Source organism: Curtobacterium sp. VKM Ac-2884, assembly GCF_015350945.1.
Taxonomy (GTDB): Bacteria; Actinomycetota; Actinomycetes; order Actinomycetales; family Microbacteriaceae; genus Curtobacterium.
Window position 1 is genome coordinate 561,212 of sequence record NZ_JADKSA010000002.1, and the last position, 20,809, is coordinate 582,020.

The 20,809-nt window shown below is 70.9% G+C and carries 19 protein-coding genes; 14 read left to right on the forward strand and 5 right to left on the reverse strand.

Going from position 1 to position 20,809, the window contains the following annotated elements; genetic code table 11:
- Positions 1-57: 57 nt before the first annotated feature.
- A complete protein-coding gene (locus ITJ60_RS07165; RefSeq protein WP_194647414.1) occupies positions 58-567 on the reverse strand; it encodes a hypothetical protein in 510 nt (169 codons plus the stop codon).
- Between the two features lie 145 nt (positions 568-712).
- On the opposite strand from ITJ60_RS07165, the gene ITJ60_RS07170 reads away from it, so the two are divergent.
- The 12 genes from ITJ60_RS07170 (at position 713) to ITJ60_RS07225 (ending at position 15,555) form a co-directional block, all read left to right on the forward strand.
- Positions 713-1,555, forward strand: coding sequence for a PhzF family phenazine biosynthesis protein (locus tag ITJ60_RS07170; protein WP_194647415.1), 843 nt, complete (start codon positions 713-715; stop codon positions 1,553-1,555).
- Positions 1,556-1,821: 266 nt separating this feature from the next.
- Entirely contained in the window at positions 1,822-3,180 is a 1,359-nt protein-coding gene (locus tag ITJ60_RS07175; RefSeq protein ID WP_123293238.1) for an extracellular solute-binding protein, read from the forward strand.
- A 107-nt stretch (positions 3,181-3,287) separates the two neighbouring features.
- The gene (locus tag ITJ60_RS07180; protein WP_111085332.1) at positions 3,288-4,238 is read left to right on the forward strand and encodes a carbohydrate ABC transporter permease; all 951 of its coding nucleotides are present in this window, start codon (positions 3,288-3,290) and stop codon (positions 4,236-4,238) included.
- Positions 4,238-5,137 carry a carbohydrate ABC transporter permease gene (locus tag ITJ60_RS07185; RefSeq protein WP_333925055.1) on the forward strand — a complete coding sequence of 300 codons (900 nt, stop codon included), beginning with the start codon at positions 4,238-4,240 and terminating at the stop codon, positions 5,135-5,137. The genes ITJ60_RS07180 and ITJ60_RS07185 overlap by 1 nt, the downstream gene beginning before the upstream one ends.
- Positions 5,138-5,174: 37 nt before the next feature.
- Positions 5,175-8,288, forward strand: a complete 3,114-nt coding sequence (locus tag ITJ60_RS07190; RefSeq protein WP_194647416.1) for an alpha-mannosidase — start codon at positions 5,175-5,177, stop codon at positions 8,286-8,288.
- Between the two features lie 301 nt (positions 8,289-8,589).
- Complete coding sequence (locus ITJ60_RS07195; RefSeq protein WP_194647417.1) at positions 8,590-9,561, forward strand: hypothetical protein; 972 nt, start codon at positions 8,590-8,592, stop codon at positions 9,559-9,561.
- 33 nt (positions 9,562-9,594) lie between these two features.
- On the forward strand, positions 9,595-10,335 hold the full coding sequence (locus ITJ60_RS07200) for a histidine phosphatase family protein (protein WP_194647418.1): 741 nt from the start codon (positions 9,595-9,597) through the stop codon (positions 10,333-10,335).
- Positions 10,325-11,188, forward strand: a complete 864-nt coding sequence (locus ITJ60_RS07205; RefSeq protein ID WP_123936904.1) for an NAD(P)H-hydrate dehydratase — start codon at positions 10,325-10,327, stop codon at positions 11,186-11,188. The genes ITJ60_RS07200 and ITJ60_RS07205 overlap by 11 nt, the downstream gene beginning before the upstream one ends.
- A gap of 260 nt (positions 11,189-11,448) precedes the next feature.
- Positions 11,449-12,591, forward strand: coding sequence for an ABC transporter substrate-binding protein (locus ITJ60_RS07210; RefSeq protein WP_194647419.1), 1,143 nt, complete (start codon positions 11,449-11,451; stop codon positions 12,589-12,591).
- A 5-nt stretch (positions 12,592-12,596) separates the two neighbouring features.
- Positions 12,597-13,577 carry an ABC transporter permease gene (locus tag ITJ60_RS07215; RefSeq protein WP_194647420.1) on the forward strand — a complete coding sequence of 327 codons (981 nt, stop codon included), beginning with the start codon at positions 12,597-12,599 and terminating at the stop codon, positions 13,575-13,577.
- A complete protein-coding gene (locus ITJ60_RS07220) occupies positions 13,574-14,488 on the forward strand; it encodes an ABC transporter permease (RefSeq protein WP_194647421.1) in 915 nt (304 codons plus the stop codon). The genes ITJ60_RS07215 and ITJ60_RS07220 overlap by 4 nt, the downstream gene beginning before the upstream one ends.
- Positions 14,485-15,555, forward strand: coding sequence for an ABC transporter ATP-binding protein (locus ITJ60_RS07225; RefSeq protein ID WP_123936899.1), 1,071 nt, complete (start codon positions 14,485-14,487; stop codon positions 15,553-15,555). Before ITJ60_RS07220 ends, ITJ60_RS07225 begins: the two co-directional genes overlap by 4 nt.
- A gap of 141 nt (positions 15,556-15,696) precedes the next feature.
- On the opposite strand, the gene ITJ60_RS07230 is transcribed toward ITJ60_RS07225, so the two are convergent.
- Positions 15,697-16,176: an NUDIX hydrolase gene (locus ITJ60_RS07230; RefSeq protein WP_194647422.1), complete on the reverse strand. Its 480-nt coding sequence runs from the start codon at positions 16,174-16,176 to the stop codon at positions 15,697-15,699.
- 59 nt (positions 16,177-16,235) lie between these two features.
- Between ITJ60_RS07230 and nagB the strand changes: the two genes are divergently transcribed.
- On the forward strand, positions 16,236-17,021 hold the full coding sequence (nagB, locus tag ITJ60_RS07235; RefSeq protein WP_131846013.1) for a glucosamine-6-phosphate deaminase: 786 nt from the start codon (positions 16,236-16,238) through the stop codon (positions 17,019-17,021).
- 9 nt (positions 17,022-17,030) lie between these two features.
- Here the strand turns inward: nagB and ITJ60_RS07240 are convergent, their stop codons facing one another.
- The gene (locus ITJ60_RS07240; RefSeq protein WP_194647423.1) at positions 17,031-18,218 is read right to left on the reverse strand and encodes a MalY/PatB family protein; all 1,188 of its coding nucleotides are present in this window, start codon (positions 18,216-18,218) and stop codon (positions 17,031-17,033) included.
- Positions 18,219-18,263: 45 nt separating this feature from the next.
- The gene (locus ITJ60_RS07245; RefSeq protein WP_194647424.1) at positions 18,264-18,836 is read right to left on the reverse strand and encodes a TetR/AcrR family transcriptional regulator; all 573 of its coding nucleotides are present in this window, start codon (positions 18,834-18,836) and stop codon (positions 18,264-18,266) included.
- Between the two features lie 77 nt (positions 18,837-18,913).
- Between ITJ60_RS07245 and ITJ60_RS07250 the strand changes: the two genes are divergently transcribed.
- Positions 18,914-19,810 (forward strand): SDR family NAD(P)-dependent oxidoreductase, encoded by an 897-nt coding sequence (locus ITJ60_RS07250; RefSeq protein ID WP_194647425.1) that lies wholly within the window; start codon positions 18,914-18,916, stop codon positions 19,808-19,810.
- Between the two features lie 8 nt (positions 19,811-19,818).
- Here the strand turns inward: ITJ60_RS07250 and ITJ60_RS07255 are convergent, their stop codons facing one another.
- Positions 19,819-20,709 (reverse strand): alpha/beta hydrolase family protein, encoded by an 891-nt coding sequence (locus tag ITJ60_RS07255; RefSeq protein WP_194647426.1) that lies wholly within the window; start codon positions 20,707-20,709, stop codon positions 19,819-19,821.
- Between the last annotated feature and the right edge of the window lie 100 nt (positions 20,710-20,809).

A 20,809-nucleotide genomic window follows, 5' to 3' on the forward strand; every position in this document is an offset into this window, starting at 1 on the left:
CGGACGGGAGGCCCGTGGCGGGTTCGCCACGGGCCTCCCGTCCGCCCCGTGGGCACGTCAGCCGTCGGTGCGCAACGTGCTCGAGTCGTCCTGACCGGGGATCGCGTCCTTCGTGGTCCAGCCGTACCAGCGGTCCCCGATCTCGGCGACCGCGCGCCCGTCGCCACACGTGACCAGGCCCGTCGTCGGGAGGTCCTCGGGCAGGAAGTCCGCCTGCATCGCCGATCCGCCGTACGACTCGTCGAGCGGCGTGCAGGAGTCCGTGTCGACGCCCTCCTTCGACGCGAACCCGATGACGTACCCGGGCGCCGAGGCGTTGAGACGGACGTCGATGTCCTTCGCGTCCTCCGGCACCCACTCCGGCATGAAGAACGCCATGTCCTTCGACTCGCCGGACCGCGGGGCGTCCGAGTACGTGGCGAAGTGCTTCTGCGGTGTCTTGTTCGGGACGATGTCCTGGATCATGCTGCACCCCGCGGTCAGCAGCAGCGCGGAGAGTGCGGCGGACGAGGCGAGGGCGATCCGGAGGGTCCGGCGGGAGGTGGTGGGCTGCGTGTCGGTGCTCATGCAACAAGTCTCGTGATGGATCACCGGCTGAAACATCACGTGCACACCCGGAGTCGTGCGGGGGTTACCCCCACCTGCAGGTGCCGAGCCACCCGTCGGTGATCGGCCCGCGCGGACCGCGCCGTCCCCGCAGTAGCGTCGGAGCATGAGCATCGACGTCCTCCGGTACACCGCCTTCGCCGCCGAGCCCGGAGGCGGCAACCCCGCCGGACTGGTCCTCGACGCAGCGGCGCTGACCGACGACGAGATGCTCGCCGTCGCCCGCGAGGTCGGCTACCCCGAGACCGCGTTCGTCGTCGGCGCCACGGCGACGGGCCCGCACGTCCGCTACTTCTCGCCCGCCGCCGAGGTGCCGTTCTGCGGGCACGCGACGGTCGCGCTCGCGGTGGCGCTCGCCGAACGGCAGGGGCTCGGCCGCCGGGTGTTCACGACGGCCGCCGGCGAGGTCGCCCTCGACGCGACCACCGGCCCGGACGGGGTGGTCCGGGTCGCGATGACGAGCGTCGAACCGGCGACGCGGGACATCGACCCGGCGCTCCTCGCCCGGTTGTTCGACCTGCTCGGGCTCACGGCCGACGACATCGCGCCGGGCCTCCCGGTGCTCGAGTCCTTCGCCGGCAACTGGCACCCGGTGCTCGTGCTGCACGACCGGGAGCTCTTCCACCAGTTCCGGTTCGCACCCGGACCGCTCGCCGACCTCAAGCGCGAGGCCGGCTGGCAGGGGACGGTCACGGTGCTGCACCGTACCGGGGAGCGCGAGTACGAGGCACGGAACCTGTTCCCCGCCGGCCGCATCACCGAGGACCCGGCGACCGGTTCGGCTGCGGCGTCGACCGGGGCGTACCTGCGCGAGGTCGGTGCCGTCGAGCCGGGGGACCGCGTCGTCATCCGGCAGGGGCGGCACGTCGGTCGTCCGAGCCTGCTGCTCGTCGACGTCCCGTCCACTGGCGGGATCACCGTGACGGGGAGTGCATCACCGATCTCCTGACGCACGTTCTTTCCCAGAGCGCGTGGGATGGGAAGCGGAATCGGGCGTACCTGGTCGAAAGTTCCGACCAGGTACGCCCGATTCGGCACGGTACGCCCCCAGCCCCGCCCGATTCCGCACGGTACGCCCCCAGCCCCGCCCGCCCGCACCGTGCACCCGACGCGCGCGGCGCGAGAAACTCCTTGACACGGATAAGTCCATACGCTGGACTAATCCTGCGCGCGGGCGATGGAGCCCGCGGATGTCACCCGTGCAAAGGAGCACCGATGAAACGCACCCGCATCATCGCCGGACTCGCAGCCGTGGCCGTCGCCGCGGTCGGCCTGGCAGGCTGCTCAGCCTCGGGGTCCGCCTCGAGCGACACGATCAAGATCGCGTACCAGAAGTTCGGAGCCTTCCAGCAGCTCGACGCCCAGATGAAGGTCGTCAAGAAGGAGTACGAGAAGGACAACCCGGGCAAGAAGGTCACGCTCGTCCCGATCCAGGCCCAGGGCAACGACTACTACACGAAGCTCGCGCTCATGAACAAGGCGCCCGCGACGGCTCCCGACGTCATGTACGAGGACACCTTCCTCGTCAAGGCCGACGCCGAGGCCGGCTACCTCCTGCCGCTCGACAAGTACACGGCGAAGTGGAAGGACTGGGACCAGTTCTTCGACAACGCCAAGCAGGCCGGCCAGGGTGACGACGGCAAGATCTACGGCGTCCCGATGGGCACCGACACCCGCGCTCTCTGGTACAACAAGGACATCTTCAAGTCCGTCGGCCTGCCCGTGCCGTGGCAGCCGAAGACCTGGGACGACGTGCTCGCCGCGGCGAAGACGATCAAGGACAAGAAGCCCGACCTCATCCCGTTCAACATCTACTCGGGCAAGGCGCAGGGCGAGGCGTCGACCATGCAGGGCTTCGAGATGCTCCTGTACGGGGCGGACGGCTCCGGCAACACGCTCTACAAGGACAAGAAGTGGGTCACGGGCTCGAAACAGTTCGAGGACTCGCTGCAGTTCGTGAAGGACGTCTACCAGGGCGGCCTCGGCCCGACACCGCAGCAGGCGCTCGACACGAACGTCGGCACGACCATCGCGCAGACGTGGCTGCCGAAGGGCAAGCTCGCGATCGACCTCGACGGTTCGTGGCAGTCCGGCACGTGGCTCAAGTCCGGCACTGCGCCGTGGGCCGAGTGGAACGACGTGATGGGTCAGGCGCCGATGCCGACGCAGAACGGTCAGGACCCGGGCTACAACTCGATGTCCGGCGGTTGGACCCTGGCGGTCGGCGCGAAGTCGAAGAACCCGCAGGCGGCGTTCGACTTCATCACGAGCTTCCTCGACAAGGACGGCTCGCTGAAGTACGACACCGAGAACAGCCAGATCGCCGTCCGCAAGGACGTCGCGGACGACACCGCCTACACCGACGCCAACCCGACGTTCAAGTTCTTCTCCGGACTGGTGGAGAACACGAACTTCCGCCCGGCGACGAGTGACTACTCGCAGGTGTCCAACGCGATCCAGGTCGCGATGGAGTCGGTCATGACCGGGCAGCAGACACCGAAGCAGGCGGCTGCCGTGTACGACAAGGCCGTCACGCAGGTGGTCGGCAAGGAGAACACCGTCTCGGCTGGTTGACGGACGTCACCCACTGACGGATGGGAGGCGCGGGGCGACCCCGCACCGCGCCTCCTGTCCGTCCTTCCCCACCTTCGGAACCCCTCCGCACCCGGAAGGCACCCATCGTGTCCAGCACCCCCCTCGCGCCGACGCTGTCGGCGCCCGGTGCGCCGAAGCGCACCGATCCACCCGTGCCGCGCAAGCGGCGACCACTGCGGAACGTCGGCCGAGCGGTCCCGCTCCTGCCCGCCCTCGTCCTGCTCGTCATCTTCCTGCTCGGCCCCGTCATCTCGTCGTTCTACGGGTCGTTCACGAACTCCGCGCTCACCGGCGCCGGCGCTGCCGACCAGCAGTTCGTCGGCTTCCAGAACTACGTCGAACTGTTCCAGGACCCGGACTTCCCGAAGTCCGTCATCCTGACGGTCGTGTTCCTGCTCGCCTCGGCGGTCGTGGGACAGAACGTGCTGGGGCTCGGCCTCGCACTCCTGATGCGCTCCGCCAACAAGGCCGTCCGCGCGATCGTCGGCACCTTCGTCGTCGCCGCCTGGGTCCTGCCGGAGATCGTCGCCTCGTTCGCCGCGTACGCGTTCTTCAACGACGAGGGCACGCTCAACGAGTTCCTGAAGTCCATCGGCATCAGCGGACCGAACTGGCTCTACACGTTCCCGATGTTCGCGGTGATCCTGGCGAACATCTGGCGCGGCACGGCCTTCTCGATGCTCGTCTACTCCGCTGCCGTGCAGGAGGTTCCCGAGGAGATCACCGAGTCCGCCGAGGTCGACGGTGCCACCGGGTGGCAGCGCCTCGTCTACATCACGCTGCCGGTGATCCGACGGAGCATCTCGACGAACCTCATGCTGACGACGCTGCAGACGCTGTCGGTCTTCACCCTCATCTTCGTGATGACCGGGGGTGGGCCGGGCACGAACTCGTCGACCCTGCCGATCCTCGCCTACCAAGAGGCGTTCAAGTTCTCGCAGCTCGGCTTCGGGACCGCGATCGCGACCATCCTGCTCGTGGTGGGGGCGGTCTTCTCGATCATCTACATCCGAGCCCTCAAGCCGGAGGTGGACTGATGGCCATCACTGCCCCGTCCCTCGACCCGACCACCACCCGTTCGGTGACCGCTCCCGGTTCGCTGCACATGACGTCGCCCCGCGGCCGCACCATGCGGTGGGTGGCGAACACCGTGCTGCTCGTCATCGCGGTGTGCTTCGCGGTCCCGCTGCTCTGGCTCGTCCTCGCCTCGGTCGACACCCAGGCGTCGCTGTCCGTGAAGCTGCCGACGCAGTTCACGCTCGACAACTTCACCAAGGTGCTCACGCCCGAGCTGTCGTTCATCCCACTCGCGAACAGCCTGCTGCTCTCCGGCGGCACGGCAGTCGTCACCGTGGTCTTCGCACTGCTCGCCGCGTACCCGCTGTCCCGCTACAAGATGCGGGTCAACAAGCCGTTCCTGTACAGCATCCTGTTCGGGACCGGCCTGCCGATCACCGCCATGATGGTGCCCGTCTACGCGTTGTTCGTGTCGCTCAACCTGATCGACAACGTGTGGGGCTGCATCTTCTTCCTCGCCGCGACGTCGCTGCCGATGGCGATCTGGATGGCGAAGAACTTCATGGACTCCGTGCCGATCTCGCTCGAAGAAGCAGCGTGGACCGACGGGGCGTCGATGATGACCACCCTGACGCGCATCGTCGTCCCGCTCATGCGTCCGGGCATCGCCGTCGTGTTCATCTTCGTGTTCATCCAGGCGTGGGGGAACTTCTTCGTACCGTTCGTCCTGCTGCTCTCGCCCGACAAGGTGCCCGCCGCGGTGAGCATCTTCAACTTCTTCGGGCAGAACGGGGCGGTCGCGTACGGACAGCTCGCCGCGTTCTCCATCGTCTACTCCGTGCCCGTCATCGCCCTCTACGTGATCGTGTCCCGAGGCCTCGGCGGCGGCAACGCCCTCGCCGGCGGCATCAAGGGCTGATCCGCTGGCTCCGGCCGGCTCTCTCGAAAGGAACCACATGCACCAGGACGAACCGCTCGTCGAGGCCCGGATCGCCCGCCTCGTCCGCGACCGTGTCGACCCCGCCGTCCACCGCCGCTCGGCACCGGTGACGATCGAGGCGTGGGAGGTGCCGGACGAGCCGGTGCCGTTCGACTCCGCCGTCCAGCAGGCGTACACGCCGTTCACGGTGGGCAGCGCCTGGGGTGGCCGACCGTGGGGGACCACCTGGTTCCGGATCACCGGCACCGTCCCCGCCGACTTCGGCACCGCGCCGGGGACCACTGCGGAACTGCTCGTCGACCTCGGGTTCACGAAGCGGCACCCGGGGTTCCAGGCCGAGGGACTGGCGTACCGGCCCGACGGCTCCACGATCAAGGGCGTCGAGCCGCGGAACGACACCGTGCCGGTCGAGGTCGGCGCAGGGGAGTCGTTCGAGCTGTACGTCGAGGCCGGCGCGAACCCGGACATCGGCGGCGACTCGTTCCAGGGCGCGACGCCCCTCGGGTCGCGCTCCACCGCGGGTGACAAGCCGATCTACCGCGTGCGCGCCCTCGAACTCGTCGAGCGCGACGACACCGTGTGGGAGCTGCAGCAGGACTTCTGGGTCCTGCGTGGCCTGATGGCGGAACTCCCCACGGACGGCACCCGCGGCGCCGATATCCTGCACGCCCTCGAGCTCGCAGCCGACGCGCTCGACCCCGACGACGTCGCCGGCACCGCAGCCGATGCCCGCGAGGTCCTGGCGCCCGTGCTGGCCGTCCCCGCCAGTTCCGCCGCACACCGGGCGATCGCCGTCGGCCACGCCCACATCGACTCCGCCTGGCTCTGGCCGGTGCGCGAGACGATCCGCAAGTGCGCCCGCACCTTCTCGAACGTGCTCGACCTGATGGACCGCGACCCGGACTTCACCTTCGCCTGCTCGTCCGCGCAGCAGTACGCGTGGATCCGCGACGGCTACCCGTCGATCTGGGCCCGCATCAAGCAGCGCGTCGCCGAGGGCCGGTGGATCCCGGTCGGCGGCATGTGGGTGGAGTCGGACACGAACCTGCCCGGTGGTGAAGCGCTCGCCCGCCAGTTCGTCGCCGGCAAGCGCTTCTTCCTCGAGGAGTTCGGCATCGACACCCCCGAGGCCTGGCTGCCCGACTCGTTCGGCTACTCCGGCGCACTGCCCCAGATCGTCCGCGCCGCCGGCTCGAAGTGGTTCGTCACCCAGAAGCCGTCGTGGAACGAGACGAACGTCATCCCGCACACCTCCTTCCACTGGGAGGGCATCGACGGCTCCCGCGTCCTGACGCACCTGCCGCCGGCCGACACCTACAACTCCGACGTCTCCGCCGCCGACCTGCACCGCGGCGAACGGAACAACAAGGAGCGTGGCGTCGCCAACACCTCGATGCTGCTCTACGGCTTCGGTGACGGCGGCGGCGGACCCACCCGCGAGATGGTCGCGGCCGCCCGACGCCAGCACGACCTGGACGGCTCGCCCCGCGTGCAGCTCGGCACCCCCGCCCAGGTCTTCGAGGAGCTCGAACGGGTGCTGCCGACCCCCGGCGTGTGGTCCGGCGAGATGTACCTCGAGTTCCACCGCGGCACCTACACGTCGCAGATCCGCACGAAGCAGGGCAACCGCCGCTCCGAGCACCTGCTCCGCGAGGCCGAGCTGTGGGCGTCGACCGCGGCCGTGCGCCTCGGGCTGGACTACCCCTACGAAGAGCTCGAGCGCGCCTGGCACACCGTCCTGCTGCAGCAGTTCCACGACATCCTGCCGGGGTCCTCGATCGCCTGGGTCTACGAGAACGCCGAGGAGAACTACGCGCAGATCGCCCAGGTGCTCGAGGGGCTGATCGGCAACGCGACGACCGCACTCGCGAACGGGGGTGCTGCGGCGCTCGCCGGGGTCGGGGCCTCGTCGTCGGCCGCCGCCGGCGGCAGCAGTGCGCTGCTCGACGCGCCGTCCGGCGCCGACGCCGTCGGCGGCAGCGGCTCGTCCGGGAGCGTCGTGCGCTTCAACGCCTCGCCGGTCGCGGCGGGAGACGCAACCGCCCTGGGTGGTTCGCTCGGCTCGGAACCGCGACCCGTGCCTCCCGTCCGCTCCGGCGACCACTTCGTCTTCGACACCGGCGTCGTCACGGCGACCATCGACGGCGCCGGCCACGTCGTGTCGCTCGTCGACCGCGCCAGCGGGCGCGACGCGATCGCACCGGGTGCGGCCGCTGCCGAGTACACGGTCTTCCGCGACACCCCGAACCAGTGGGAGGCGTGGGACATCGACCGTGCGTACCAGCGCAACGGCACCGTGCTGACGGCGTCGTCGGTCGCGATCGACGGCTCCTCGCTCGTGGTGGAACGGTCCTTCGGGTCATCGACGCTCACGACCCGGTACTCCGCCGTCGAGGGCGAGCCGGAACTCACCATCGAGACCGAGGTCGACTGGCACGAGCACCAGAAGCTGCTGAAGCTCGCGTTCCCGGTGGACGTCCGTGCGTCGTCCGCCTCGAGCGAGATCCAGTTCGGCCACATCGACCGGCCGACCCACCAGAACACCTCGTGGGACCACGCCCGCTTCGAGACGTCGGCGCACCGCTGGGTGCACGTCGCCGAGCCCGGGTTCGGCGTCGCGGTGGCGAACGACTCCACCTACGGACACGACATCACGCGCTCCACGCGGCCCGACGGCGGCACCACGACGCTCGTGCGCGAGTCGCTGCTGCGCGGACCGACGTTCCCGGACCCGAACGCCGACCAGGGGCACCACGTGTTCCGGACGGTGCTGCGGGTGGGGGCGTCGGTGCTCGACGCCGCCGACTCCGGCTACCGGTTGAACCTGCCGGTGCGCTCGGTCGCGGGGACGACTGCCGTCGACCCGATCGTGACCGTGTCGTCGCCGCAGGTGCTGGTCGAGGCCGTGAAGCTCGCCGAGGACCGCTCCGGTGACGTGGTCGTGCGACTGTACGAGGCCTCGGGGGGTCGGGCGACCGACGTCGGGGTGTCGTTCGGGTTCGACGTCGCTTCGGTGGCGACGGTGGACCTGCTGGAACGCCCGCTGGGGGACTCGTGGGACTCGGGGGAGCCGGTCGTGCTCACGCTCCGGCCCTTCGAGATCGTGACCCTGCGGGTACGCCGGGCCTGAGGCAGCGGGGCCGGCGGAAGACCGCGGCGCCGGACGGGACACGGGTGCGTTCCGTCCGGCGCTGCCTTCTGTTTGCGGGTGGGGTGGGTGGGTGGGCGGGTACCTTGTCGAATCGGGCGTGGGTGGTCGATTCGGGCGTACCTGGTCGAAAGTTCCGACCAGGTACGCCCGATTCCGCTTGCCATCGCGCCCGTTCGGGGAAGGAACGTCCTTCCTCCACAGGCGGGCAGGCCTGGAGGCCCGTCCACAGACCTCGACGTCAGCCCGCTGGGCGCATGGCGGGTCGGGCAACGTCGTCTCCATGAACGAACCGCTGCCCATCCTCCGAGCCTCGGCCACGCGTGAGGCCGGACTCGACGCCACCACCCTGCGCCGCCGGACCCGACTCCAGGGTCCGGGCCGACTCGTCCGGGCAGGGCCGAACGCGTTCGTCGACGGGGCAGCGTGGGACGCGGCCGGGCCACGGCAGCGGTACGTCACCCGCGTGTACGCGCGGCTCGGCCGGCTCGGCCCGCGGGCGACCGCATCGCACGACTCCGCGGCTGCGGTGCACGGGCTGCCCGCGCTCGGCGGGTGGAGCGTCCCGGTGCACGTCACCGTGCCGGAGTCGATGTACCGGGGCAGGACCACCGAGCTGGTCCTGCACACGAGACCGGTGTCCGGCGCCGAACGGGTCCGGGTCGGCGACCTCGCAGTGACCGCGGTCCCGCGGACGGTGATCGACATCGCGATGACCGGAGACCTGCGGACGGGGGTCGTCGTGGCAGACGCCGCGCTGAGCGCCGGGACCGGGCGCGACGAGCTGTGGCGAGCAGTGCACCCGAGTGCTCGCGGTCGGGCTCGGGCCGCGCAGGTCCTCGACCTGGCCGACGGGCGTTCGGGTTCGCCGGCGGAGTCACTCGCGCGCGTGGTCTTCCGCGAGCTCGGGTTGCCCGCTCCCGTGCTGCAGCAGGAGTTCGTCGTCGATGGTCGCCGGTCCGCCGTCGACTTCTGGTTCCCAGCAGAAGGCGTCGTCGTCGAGATCGACGGACGCGCGAAGTACACGCAGGACCGGTACCGCGGCGGCCGCAGCCAGACCGAGGTGTTCCTGGACGAGAAACGTCGCCATGCCAGGCTGCTCACGGTGCCGGGTGTGCGGACGATCATCCGGCTCGAGTGGCGGGACCTGTTCGACCTCGATGCGCTGGCGCTCCGGTTCCGCGCCGCGGGGTTGCCGTGTGCGATCCGCCCGGTCCGGAGCGCCCGCCGCACCGCAGGCGGTGGGCGTCGGTGAGCCGGCTCAGCGCGGCGTGGTTAGCGTGGCGGCATGGCAGTGCAGGAGATCTGGCTCGTCCGCCACGGTGAATCGCTCGCGAACGTCGCCGCCGCCCGAGCAGAGGCCGCGGGCGACGACGTCATCGACGTCGAGTACCGGGACGCCGACGTCCCGCTCAGTCCGCTCGGCGAGTCGCAGTCGCGGTCGCTCGGACAGGAACTCGCCGATCGTGGCATCGACGACGTCCCCGTGGCGCTGTGGGTCTCGCCGTACCTGCGTGCGCAGCAGACCATCGAGATCGCGCTCGGGGCCGGCGGGCTGGCCGAGCCCGAGAAACGGGTGGACGAGCGGCTCCGAGACCGCGAGCTCGGTGTGCTCGACCTGCTCACCCTGCAGGGTGTGCGGAACCGGTACCCCGACGAGGAACGTCGCCGGCAGTGGCTCGGCAAGTACTACCACCGGCCAGCGGGAGGCGAATCCTGGGCCGACGTGATGCTCCGGCTCCGATCGGCGCTGGTCGACGTCGAACGGGTCGAGGGCACCGAGCGGCTCGTCGTCGCGGCGCACGACGCCGTCGTGATGCTGGTCGTGGCGGTGTGCCTCGACCTCGACGAGCCGGCGCTCATGGAGTTCGCCCGGACGCACGCGGTCGCGAACGCCTCCCTCACCCGACTCCGCCGCGAGCGTGCGGGAGCACCGTGGGTGCTCGAGGAGTTCTCCTCCGTCGGGCACCTCGACGACGACGAGGTCACGGCACACACCGGCCGGAAGGACGACGAGCATGTCCGCTGAGACCGTCACCCCGAACTTCCTGCGGGACTGGCCGCTCCCCGAGCCCGGCGCGGGCAAGTACGGTCGCGGGCAGGTGCTCGTGGTCGGCGGCGCAGCGCGGACGCCCGGAGCCGCGATGCTCTCGGCGCTCGCTGCACTCCGGGTGGGAGCGGGGCGGCTCACCCTCGCGGTGGGGCGGAGCATCGCGAACGAGGTCGCGGTCGCCGTGCCCGAGTCCGGCGTCGAACCGCTCGACGAGGACGCGGACGGTCACGTCGCCGTGGGCGCGATCGAGGGGATCGCGGACTCGGCTGCGAGCGCGGATGCGCTGCTGGTCGGCCCAGGACTCGACGAGCCGAACGGCACCCGTGACCTCGTGGCCGGACTCGCCGACGTCGTCGGACCACAGACCACCGTCGTGCTCGATGCGTTCGCCCTCGGGGTGGCGGCCGACGTGCGGGACCGACTGGAACCGCTCCGGGGGCGGCTGGTGATGACGCCCAACTCCGGCGAAGCCGAACGGCTGCTCGGCCGGGAGGGCAGCGACGACGACGTGGCCGACGCGATGGCGATCGCGCAGCGGTTCGGTGCGGTCGTGGCCCTGGGCGACGCCATCGCGACGCCGCAGGGGCGGAGCTGGATCAAGGGCACCGGCTCCGGAGGACTCGGCACCAGCGGCAGCGGCGACGTCCTGTCGGGTGCGGTCGCCGGCCTGCTCGCTCGTGGCGCGGAACCGGCACAGGCGGTGGCGTGGGCGTCCTACGTGCACGCGGCTGCCGGCGATCGGCTCGCGGTGCAGGTCGGGCCGCTCGGGTACCTGGCGAGCGAGCTCGTGACCGAGATCCCGCGGGTGCTCGTCGAACTCGGCGCCTGACCTCGCCCGTTCTTTCCCAGAGCGCGCGCGATACCTCATGCTTTCGGGCGTACCTGCCAGGAACTTCTGACCAGGTACGCCCGAATCGATCAGGTACGCCGCACGCCCCCCCAGGCGAGAACGTACAGGCGCACCCGCTGTTCCGCAGCCGTTCACCGGTGCAGCACGGGCCGGAAACCGGCCGCCTCCACGATCGTCCCGGGCCGAGAACCGCGGCCCCACCTGAAGCACCCGCAGCACCCACCCGAAAGGCACCTCCCGTGCAGCACAAGCGCACCATCGCCGGCATCGCCCTCGCCGCCGCAGCGATCGTCACCCTCGCCGGATGCTCCGCCACGAGCTCCGCCAGCACGACGAAGGACGACACGAACTGGAAGACCGCCACGAGCGCCGAGTCCTCCGGCGGCATGGACGCCCTCGTGAAGGCCGCGAAGGCCGAGGGACAGCTCAACGTCATCGCGCTGCCGCCGTCGTGGGCCAACTACGGCAAGATCATCGACGGCTTCACGAAGAAGTACGACATCAAGATCAACTCCGCGAACCCGAACGGCTCCAGCGCCGACGAGGTCGCCGCGGTGAAGTCGCAGAAGGGGCAGTCCACCGCTCCCGACGTGCTCGACCTCGGCAACGCCGTGCTGCAGGAGAACCTCGACCTGCTGACGGACTACAAGGTCGCGAACTGGAGCGACATCCCGGACACGCTCAAGGAGAAGGACGGCGCCTGGACCCGCGACTACACGGGCCTGATGTCGATCGGCTACGACTCGTCGAAGACCACGGACGCACCGAAGGACCTGACGGACCTGCTCGGCTCCGAGTACAAGGGCAAGGTCTCCATCGCGGGCGACCCGACGCAGGCGAACCAGGCCGCATCAGCCGTGTACCTGGCAGCGCTCGAGAACGGCGGCTCGGCCGACGACATCACCAAGGGCGTCGACTACTTCGGCAAGCTCAAGCAGGCCGGCAACTTCCAGAACGTGCTGCCCACGCAGGCCACGGTCGCCTCGGGTGAGACCCCCGTGGTCATCCAGTGGTCGTACAACAACCTCGCGTGGGGCCCCGCCGCCGGTGCGAGTGGCAACAAGGACTGGAAGACCGTCGTGCCCGAGGGTCAGGCGCTCGGCTCGTACTACTCGCAGGCGATCAACAAGGACGCCCCGCACCCCGCCGCCGCTCGCCTGTGGCAGGAGTACATCGCCAGCCCCGAGGCGCAGAACCTGTACCTGCAGGCCGGTGCGTTCCCGTCGACCCTCGCCGCCCTGGAGAAGTCCGGCAAGGTCGACCAGGACGCCCTCGACGCCGCCGGTGGCGCGCCGAAGGACTACGTCGAGCTGACCGACGCACAGGTGGCAGACGCCGCGAAGGTGCTGTCGGCCAAGTGGTCCTCGACCATGGGGTCCTGACCAGCATGACCACCGCATCGGCGGGCGCGCCCGCGCCAGCGGCGAGCGCACCGGCGACGAGCGCGACGAGCCCCGTGCTCCCGCCGTCCGCACGAGCGTCCGCCGATGCCGTCCGTCACGGCGCCGGACCCCGTGTCCGGCGCCGTGTCGGCCTGGCCTGGCTCGGCCTCACCCCGTTCGCCGCGTACGTCCTGCTCTTCCTCGCCGTCCCCGCGGTGATCGCGGTCGGCAGCGGGTTCTTCACCGACGACGGCGCGTTCACCCTCGCGAACCTCGCAGCGTTCGCCGAGCCCTCCGTCCTGCGGGCCTTCGGCGGCTCGTTCGGCCTGTCCGCTGTGTCCGCCGTGATCGGCGCCGTCATCGGAGCGCTCGTCTGCTGGGCACTGTCGGCACTGCGACCCGACGGGCTCGTCCGGTCGATGATCGACTCGGCCGCGAGCGTCCTCGCCCAGTTCGGCGGCGTCATGCTCGCGTTCGCGTTCATCGCCACGATCGGCGTACAGGGCCTCGTCACGACGTGGCTGGTGTCCCTCGTCGACGTCGACCGCAACGCGACGGGCGCCTTCCTCTACACGGTGCCCGGTCTCGTGATCCCCTACGTCTACTTCCAGGTGCCGCTGATGGTCCTCACGTTCATGCCCGCGCTCGAGGGCGTGAAGACGCAGTGGGGCGAGGCCGCCGCCACCCTCGGCGCCTCCCGCGCCACGTACTGGCGCCGGATCGCCCTGCCCGTGCTCGCACCGGCGTTCTGGGGCTCGTTGCTCCTGCTCTTCGCGAACGGCTTCTCGTCGTTCGCCACCGCCGCGGCACTCATCTCGCAGGGCGGCATCGTGCCGCTCACGATCCGCACGCAGCTCACCAGCGAGACGCTCATCGGCCTGCAGAACGTCGCCGGGGTGCTCGCCTTCGGCATGGTCGTCGTGATGGCGGTCGTGATGGGCGCGTACTCGTTGCTGCAGCGCCGGGCCGCAAGGTGGCAGCGATGAGCGCGGCAACGCCGGTGGGGTCGTCGCGTCCGACGTCGGTCGCGTCCGGTCGGACGGGAGGCACGCCCCGCGTCGGCCGCTTCGGCACGGCCCCGTCACGGGGCACCGCCACGGCCGTGCTCACGGTCGTCGGGATCGTCTTCGCGGTCCCGCTGGCCGCGCTGGTGCAGTTCACCTTCCGCCAGGGCACCGACGACGGTCTGACCGTCGCGCACTGGGCCGCCATCGTCGACCCGGTCAACGCGTTCACCTACCAGCCGGTGTTCGACGGCCTCGGGGCATCGCTGCTCATCGCGGTCATCACCGTCGGCATCGTGCTGTTCGTCCTGCTGCCCGCCCAGATCATCACGGCGCTGCGCTACCCGAGGCTCCGCCGCGTGCTCGAGTTCGTCTGCATCGTCCCGATCACGGTCCCCGTCGTGGTGCTCGTCGTCGGCTTCATCCCCGTGTACCAGGTGGTCTCGCAGGTCTTCGGATCCGGCGCGTGGACGCTGGCCTTCGCGATCGGCATCGTCACGCTGCCGTTCGCGTTCCGCCCGATCGCCGCCGCCATCACCGCGACGGACCTGACGGTGCTGTCCGAGGCCGCCCGGTCGCTCGGCGCCTCGTGGTGGACGATCACCTGGCGGGTGCTCCTGCCGAACCTCCGCCGGGGCATCACCGCCGCGTGCTTCCTCACCATCACGGTGGTCCTCGGCGAGTACACGCTCGCCGCGTTCCTGTCCCGCACCACCTTCCAGACCGCTCTCGTGCTCGTGCAGCAGACCGACCCGTACGTCGCCGCGATCTTCTCGGTCGCGGCCCTCGTGTTCGGCTTCGTCCTGCTCGTCGTCATCGGCCGCATCGGGACGGGCCGTCGTGCCGGCCGTGCCCGCACCGTCCGCACCACCCGCGTCAAGGAGTCCGCATGACCGTCACCGCACCGGCAGCCCCGGCGTCCCTCGCCTCCACCGGCGCCGTCGTCGAGCTCGAAGCCGTCGAGAAGCACTACGGCACGCACCGAGCCCTGGCCGGACTGTCGCTCCGAGTCGAACCGGGCGAGTTCGTGTCCCTGCTCGGCCCGTCGGGCTGCGGCAAGACGACGGCGCTCCGAGCACTCGCCGGCCTCGAGGCCATCGACGCCGGCGCCATCCGCATCGACGGCCAGGACGTCGCCGCCACCCCGGTGAACAAGCGCGACATCGGGATGGTGTTCCAGCAGTACTCGTTGTTCCCGCACATGACGGTGCGGCAGAACGTCGCGTTCGGCCTCGAGATGCGCCGTGTCCCCGCCGCCGAGCGCAGGAGCCGCGTGGTCGAGGCACTCGACATGGTGCACCTGGGCGAGTTCGCCGAGCGCTACCCGCACCAACTGTCGGGTGGCCAGCAGCAGCGCGTCGCTCTCGCCCGCGCCCTGGTCACGCGGCCCCGCGTCCTCCTGCTCGACGAGCCGCTCTCCGCCCTCGACGCCAAGGTGCGCGTCTCGCTCCGCGAGGAGATCCGCCGCATCCAGAGCGACCTCGGCATCACCACGGTGTTCGTCACCCACGACCAGGAAGAGGCGCTCGCCGTCTCCGACCGCATCGCCGTGATGAACGCCGGCGACATCGAGCAGATCGGCACGCCGGAAGAGCTCTACCGCTCCCCGTCGTCGGCGTTCACGGCGGACTTCGTCGGGCAGTCGAACCGGCTGCAGGGCGACCTGCGCGGCGGCGACGTGTTCGTGTACGGGTTCCGCGTGCCCGCGCTCGACGCCTCGGTCGCCGACGGCCCGGTGCTCGCCTACGTCCGACCAGAGGACGTCGCCTTCGCCCCGGAGGGCATCACCGGCACCGTCGTGTCGTCGAGCTTCCTCGGCTCGATCCGCCGCACCACGGTCCGCCTCGACGACGACACCGTCGTGATCGTGCAGCACGAGGTCGGCGACCGTCGCGCCGCCGGCGAGTCCGTCGCCGTCCGCCTGCTCGGCGCTCCCGTCGCGGTCGCCCCGCTCGCGTAGCACCCGTCCTGCTGCCCCACCGCGAGTCTCGCGACAGGTGCCCCCAGACTCGGCCAGGGCGACAGTTCTCGCGACGAAACTGGCGAGAACAGTCGCTCACCCCGAGTCTCGGGGACGACGCGACGCGACGAGGCCGGGCGGTCAGCGCTGGAAGCGCGCCTCGCGCTCGTCGGACAGGGCGGCGGAGACGCGCGCACGCATGTTCGGGTGCATGTCCGGCAGGGCGTCGAGCCGGGCCCAGAACGCCTCGGTGTTCTCGCCGTCGGCGGGGTTCGGCGTGCCCGAGACGTACCGGCAGGCGAACACCAGGTCGAGGTACTGCGCCCGGTCGCCGTTCGCGTACGTCAGCTCGGGCAGCACCTGCACCCACGCCAGCCGTTCCGCGACGGCGACGACGTCGGCCTCTTCCAGGACCTCGCGTTCGGCGGCGACGGCCGGTTCCTCGCCCGGGTCGATGATGCCGGTGACGGGCGTGAGCGCACCGTTGTCCGCCCGCCGGACCACGAGGAGTTCGCGATCGTCCCCGTCGCCCCGGGTGACCACCGCCGTCACGCCGGTCATCCAGAGGGGATCGGTGCCGATCTTCGAGCGGAGGGACAGGACGAAGTCGGGGGTGGGCATGGGCCCACGCTACCGATCCCGCCCTGTCGGAGACTGGTCATGACCAGTAGCATGGGCGTGTGGAGATCATCATCCTGCCCACGCCGGCTGAGGTCGGTCGCGTCGCCGCGGCCAAGATCGCGTCCGTCGTCGCCAAGAAGCCGTCCGCCGTCATCGGTCTCGCCACCGGATCCAGCCCGCAGGGCATCTACACCGACCTGCAGCGCCGGGTCGGTGCGGGCGAGATCTCGTTCGCCGAGGCTCGCGGGTTCGCCCTCGACGAGTACGTCGGCATCCCGCTCGAGCACCCGGAGTCGTACGCCAGCGTCATCGCGCGCGACGTCGTGGCGCCGCTCGGGTTCGACCCCTCGCGGGTGCGGGTGCCCGACGGTCGTGCCGACGACCTCGAGTTCGCGGCGAAGGAGTACGACGCCGCGATCCGTGCCGCCGGTGGGATCGACGTGCAGATCCTGGGGATCGGCGCGAACGGACACATCGGGTTCAACGAACCGACGTCGTCCTTCGCCTCGCGCACCCGGATCAAGACCCTGGCACCGTCGACCCGTGACGCCAACGCGCGGTTCTTCGACTCGCCCGAGCAGGTCCCGACGCACTGCATGACGCAGGGGCTCGGCACCATCCTCGACGCCCAGCAGCTCGTCCTCGTCGCGCAGGGCTCCGCCAAGGCCGACGCGATCGCCGCCGCGGTCGAGGGGCCGCTCAGCTCGTTCGTCCCCGGCTCGGCGCTGCAGCTGCACGAGCACGCGACGGTCGTCGTCGACGAGGAAGCCGCGGCCGGCCTGCAGCTCGCCGACTACTACCGCTACACGTACGCGAACAAGCCGGCCTGGCAGGTGTTCGAGTAGGACCGACGATCAGCCGTCTGCGCGCTGCCGGAACGCGGTGTGCAGGCGGCTGAGGCCGTCGTCCAGGGTCTCGGCCGAGCACCCGAAGTTCAGTCGCGCGAAGCCCTGACCCTGTCGTCCGAACGCCGGGCCGGAGGCGAGCGCCACCTTCGCCTCGTCGACCAGCAGCGCCGCGGGGTCGTCGCCCCACGGCAGGGCGCGCAGGTCCAGCCACGCCAGGTAGGACGCCTGCGGCTGCCGGTACTCGGCGCCGGGCAGGACGTCACCGATCCGTTCGGCCAGGGTGCGGCGGTTCGCGGCCAGTTCGGTGAGCAGCGATGCGAGCCACGGCCCACCTTCGCTGAACGCCGCGACGCTCGCGGTGTACCCGAGGATGCCCGTGCGTTCGACGACCTCGGTCGGTAGGGCCTCGAACCACGCACGGGCCCGCTCCGAGGCGCCGACGATCAACGCGCACTTCGTCCCCGCGAGGTTCCAGGCCTTGCTCGCGCTCGTCAACGAGACCCCGAGCGCGGCGGCCTCGGGGCAGGACTCCAGGAACGGCGTGAAGACCGCATCGGCGTGCACGAGCGGCGCGTGGATCTCGTCCGAGACGACCACGGCGTCCCACTCGGCGGCGAGCTTCGCGAGTGCGACGAGCGACGAGCGGTCGTGCACCAGGCCGAGGGGGTTGTGCGGGTTGCAGAGCAGCACGGTGCGCGCGCCGTCGGCGAACGCCTGTGCGAGGCCGTCCAGGTCCATCCGCCAGCCGGCCGTGGTGTCGAACGGGTCCGCGGGGCCGTCGGGCGCGAGCAACGGGACCTCGGTCACGGTGCCGCCGGCTTCGGACACGTACTCCCAGAACGGTGGGTACACGGGCGGCATGATGACGACCTGGTCGCCCGGCTCGATGATCCGGCGGAGCATCTCCACCGCAGCGACCGACACGTCGGTGGTGGTGCGGACGAGGTCGGGGTCGACGCGCCAGGCCCACCGGCTCTCGGCGAAGTCCGCGAACGCCTCGGGCAGCGCACGACCGTGGCCGACGTACCCGGTGTCGCCGTTGGTGACCGCGGCGACGAGGGCGTCGCGCACCGGCTCCGCGAGCATCGAGTCCATCTCGGCGACGAACATCGGCAGGACGTCCGGCGGGTACGCGGTGTACTTCTCGCTCGTACGGCTGCGGTGCGCATCGAACACGGAGACCATGACGCTCATGCGCCCATCCTGACAGTGCCCGCCGGTTCGCGGCAGTGCCGGTCCTCAGGCCGGACGGAGCCCGGCGAGCAGGATCTCGACGTAGCGCTCCGGATCGCTGACCCGGGTGCCGCCGGCGACGGCCGCCTCGCGCAGCCCGCACAGCAGCCGGCGGAGGTCGTCGGCGTCGACGTCGGACCGGACGATCCCCTCGGCGCGTCCCCGTGCGAGCAGCGCGTCGACGGACACCACCAGGTCACCGGCGAGGGCGGCGGTGTCCGCGCAGGAGAACCCGCCGTTCGTCAGCAGGTCACCGAGGGCCGCGTCGTCCACCATGCTCCGGAACGCGGCCGTGACGACCCCGCGCAGCGCATCGGCTGCGTCCGGCAGCACGACGGCGTCGCGGACCTGGTCGAGCATGTCCTCGAGTGCGTCGATCGCGAGCGCTTCGAGCAGGTGCTGCTGGCTCGGGAAGTGCCGGTAGGCCGTCCCGACCCCCACTCCGGCCTCGTGCGCGACGGCGTTCAGCAGGGCCGGTTCGCCCCGGTCGACGAAGGTGCGGGCAACGTCGAGCAGCGCCGTCCGGTTGCGCTGGGCATCGGAGCGCAGCGCCTCGGGCCGGGCCATCGCGATCGTCATGTGGACACTCTATCCGGTTGTGCTAGCGTTCCGGATGAATCATCCGATTCGGTGTGGCGAGCGAGCAGGAGACGACGATGGACAGCTTCGAGTGGGAACCGGCAGCGATGCCCGACCAGCACGGCAGGACCGTGGTGGTCACCGGCGCGACCGGTGGGCTCGGCCTCGTCGTCGCCACGACCCTCGCGTCGGCCGGCGCCCGCGTCGTCGCCGGCGTGCGTGACCTCGACAAGGCGGCTCGCGTTCTCCCCGTGGGGCTCGACCTGGAGGCGCGGCTCGTCGACACCGCGTCCGTCGCGTCCGTCACGGCGTTCGCCCGGCAGCTCGCCGAGGACGGCATCGTCGTGGATGCCCTCGTCAACAACGCCGGTGCGACGATCGGCACGTTCGGGCGCACCGACGACGGAATCGAGCGCACCTGGGCGACGAACGTCGTCGGGCCGGCCGTGCTCGCCGAGGCCATGCTCCCGCTGCTCGTCGGGCCGTCGCCCCGCGTCGTGCTCGTCGGCTCGAACCTGTCGCAGCGCACCCGCCGCGTCCCCGGGCCCGGCGGGGTCGACGGTCCGGACGACTACTCGCAGTTCGGTGTGTACACCGACTCCAAGACCGCGGCCGCAGCGCTGAGCGTCGACCTCGGTGAACGACTCCGTGCTGCCGGTTCGGACATCCGGTCGGTGATCGCGCACCCCGGCATCGCGGCGACGGGGATGAACGACCAGGCGGAGACCCTGACGCAGCGCCTCGGCGGCATGGTCGCCCGCAGCTTGGCCCGGACCGCCACGGACGGCGCTCGCTCGACGCTCTGGTCGGCGACCGCCCCGGACGTCACCGAGGGGGTGTTCGTCGGACCGGCACTCCGGCGTGGTGACCGGCGACTGCACGTCGTGCCGGTGAAGGGCCCGGCGGCGGACCCGGCGTTCCGCGCTCGGGTCCGGGCCTTCGTGGACCAGGTCGCGGTGCGCGCCGGGTCCTGATCATCCGTTCACGTGGACAGCAGGTGCCGGAGCGCCAATTCCGTGATGCGCGGCGGCATCGCGTGGCCGCCGTCGAACACCTCGGTCGTCGCGACACCCGGACGGAACGCGTCGAGGACGCGCCGGACGCCGGCGAGGGGGAACAGCCCGTCGTCCCGTCCCGCCGCGACGAGGACCGGCTGATCAACGGCTGACGCGACCAGGGGGACGTCGCCGGCGGCGGTCAGACCCGGGACGAACCAGGCCGGGTTGTGGCGGATCCGAGCGGCCTCGAACGAGGCCAGCGTCCCGAGCCCGCAGCTGACCACGCCCCGCGTGAGTCGGGCGTCGACGGCGAGTGCGAACAGTGCCACCTGGCCGCCGAGGGAGTGGCCGACGATGCCGAGTTCGGTGTCGGCAGCACTCGTCTCGATCATCCAGGACGTCACCGTGGCGATGTCACGCGAGTGCTTCGCCTGCAGGCTGCTGCCGTCCGCCACACGGAAGAGCGCATCGAGGCGTTCGTCGGCCGCCGGGTCGTCCGTCCAGTCGCGTCGGCGTTCCTCGAAGCCGATCAGATCGGGGATGACCACGCGGGCACCACTGCGAGCGAGCACCACGCCGTAGGCGAGGCTCGGATCCCCCGCCCGCCCGGCGGCCTCGCTCTTCCCGGAGGTGAAGTCACCCGCGTGCTGGTGGACGGCGATGACGTCCGTTCCGGTGCCGTGGTCCGGGGTCAGGAGGAAGCACGGGATGGTGTCGCCGTCGGCCGTGTCCAGCTCGACGCGTGCCCACTGCACCGATCCGTCGCGACCGAGCGGTTCCAGGCGGACCGCGACCGGACGGAGTTCGGCAGGGGACGGCAGCCCGAGCAGGTCGCGGACGCGTCCTCGGGCCGGTTCGTCGGTCGTCGACAGCATGCCCGGACGCTACCAGCGGCGGCGAACCCGCCCGTGGGCCGAGAACACGTCGACCGTGGTGAACAGCGGGGGACCGGTCGGTGACCCGGCGCGCGTCCCC

What these genes read in the sequence shown, in the direction of transcription:
- ITJ60_RS07250 (WP_194647425.1), top strand. Translation starts at nt 18,914, where the DNA reads ATGGACAGCTTCGAGTGGGAACCGGCAGCGATGCCCGACCAGCACGGC.
- ITJ60_RS07225 (WP_123936899.1), top strand. Translation starts at nt 14,485, where the DNA reads ATGACCGTCACCGCACCGGCAGCCCCGGCGTCCCTCGCCTCCACCGGC.
- ITJ60_RS07170 (WP_194647415.1), top strand. Translation starts at nt 713, where the DNA reads ATGAGCATCGACGTCCTCCGGTACACCGCCTTCGCCGCCGAGCCCGGA.
- ITJ60_RS07165 (WP_194647414.1), bottom strand. Translation starts at nt 567, where the DNA reads ATGAGCACCGACACGCAGCCCACCACCTCCCGCCGGACCCTCCGGATC.
- ITJ60_RS07220 (WP_194647421.1), top strand. Translation starts at nt 13,574, where the DNA reads ATGAGCGCGGCAACGCCGGTGGGGTCGTCGCGTCCGACGTCGGTCGCG.
- ITJ60_RS07230 (WP_194647422.1), bottom strand. Translation starts at nt 16,176, where the DNA reads ATGCCCACCCCCGACTTCGTCCTGTCCCTCCGCTCGAAGATCGGCACC.
- ITJ60_RS07195 (WP_194647417.1), top strand. Translation starts at nt 8,590, where the DNA reads ATGAACGAACCGCTGCCCATCCTCCGAGCCTCGGCCACGCGTGAGGCC.
- ITJ60_RS07190 (WP_194647416.1), top strand. Translation starts at nt 5,175, where the DNA reads ATGCACCAGGACGAACCGCTCGTCGAGGCCCGGATCGCCCGCCTCGTC.
- ITJ60_RS07205 (WP_123936904.1), top strand. Translation starts at nt 10,325, where the DNA reads ATGTCCGCTGAGACCGTCACCCCGAACTTCCTGCGGGACTGGCCGCTC.
- ITJ60_RS07200 (WP_194647418.1), top strand. Translation starts at nt 9,595, where the DNA reads ATGGCAGTGCAGGAGATCTGGCTCGTCCGCCACGGTGAATCGCTCGCG.
- ITJ60_RS07255 (WP_194647426.1), bottom strand. Translation starts at nt 20,709, where the DNA reads ATGCTGTCGACGACCGACGAACCGGCCCGAGGACGCGTCCGCGACCTG.
- ITJ60_RS07240 (WP_194647423.1), bottom strand. Translation starts at nt 18,218, where the DNA reads ATGAGCGTCATGGTCTCCGTGTTCGATGCGCACCGCAGCCGTACGAGC.
- ITJ60_RS07245 (WP_194647424.1), bottom strand. Translation starts at nt 18,836, where the DNA reads ATGACGATCGCGATGGCCCGGCCCGAGGCGCTGCGCTCCGATGCCCAG.
- ITJ60_RS07185 (WP_333925055.1), top strand. Translation starts at nt 4,238, where the DNA reads ATGGCCATCACTGCCCCGTCCCTCGACCCGACCACCACCCGTTCGGTG.
- ITJ60_RS07215 (WP_194647420.1), top strand. Translation starts at nt 12,597, where the DNA reads ATGACCACCGCATCGGCGGGCGCGCCCGCGCCAGCGGCGAGCGCACCG.
- ITJ60_RS07175 (WP_123293238.1), top strand. Translation starts at nt 1,822, where the DNA reads ATGAAACGCACCCGCATCATCGCCGGACTCGCAGCCGTGGCCGTCGCC.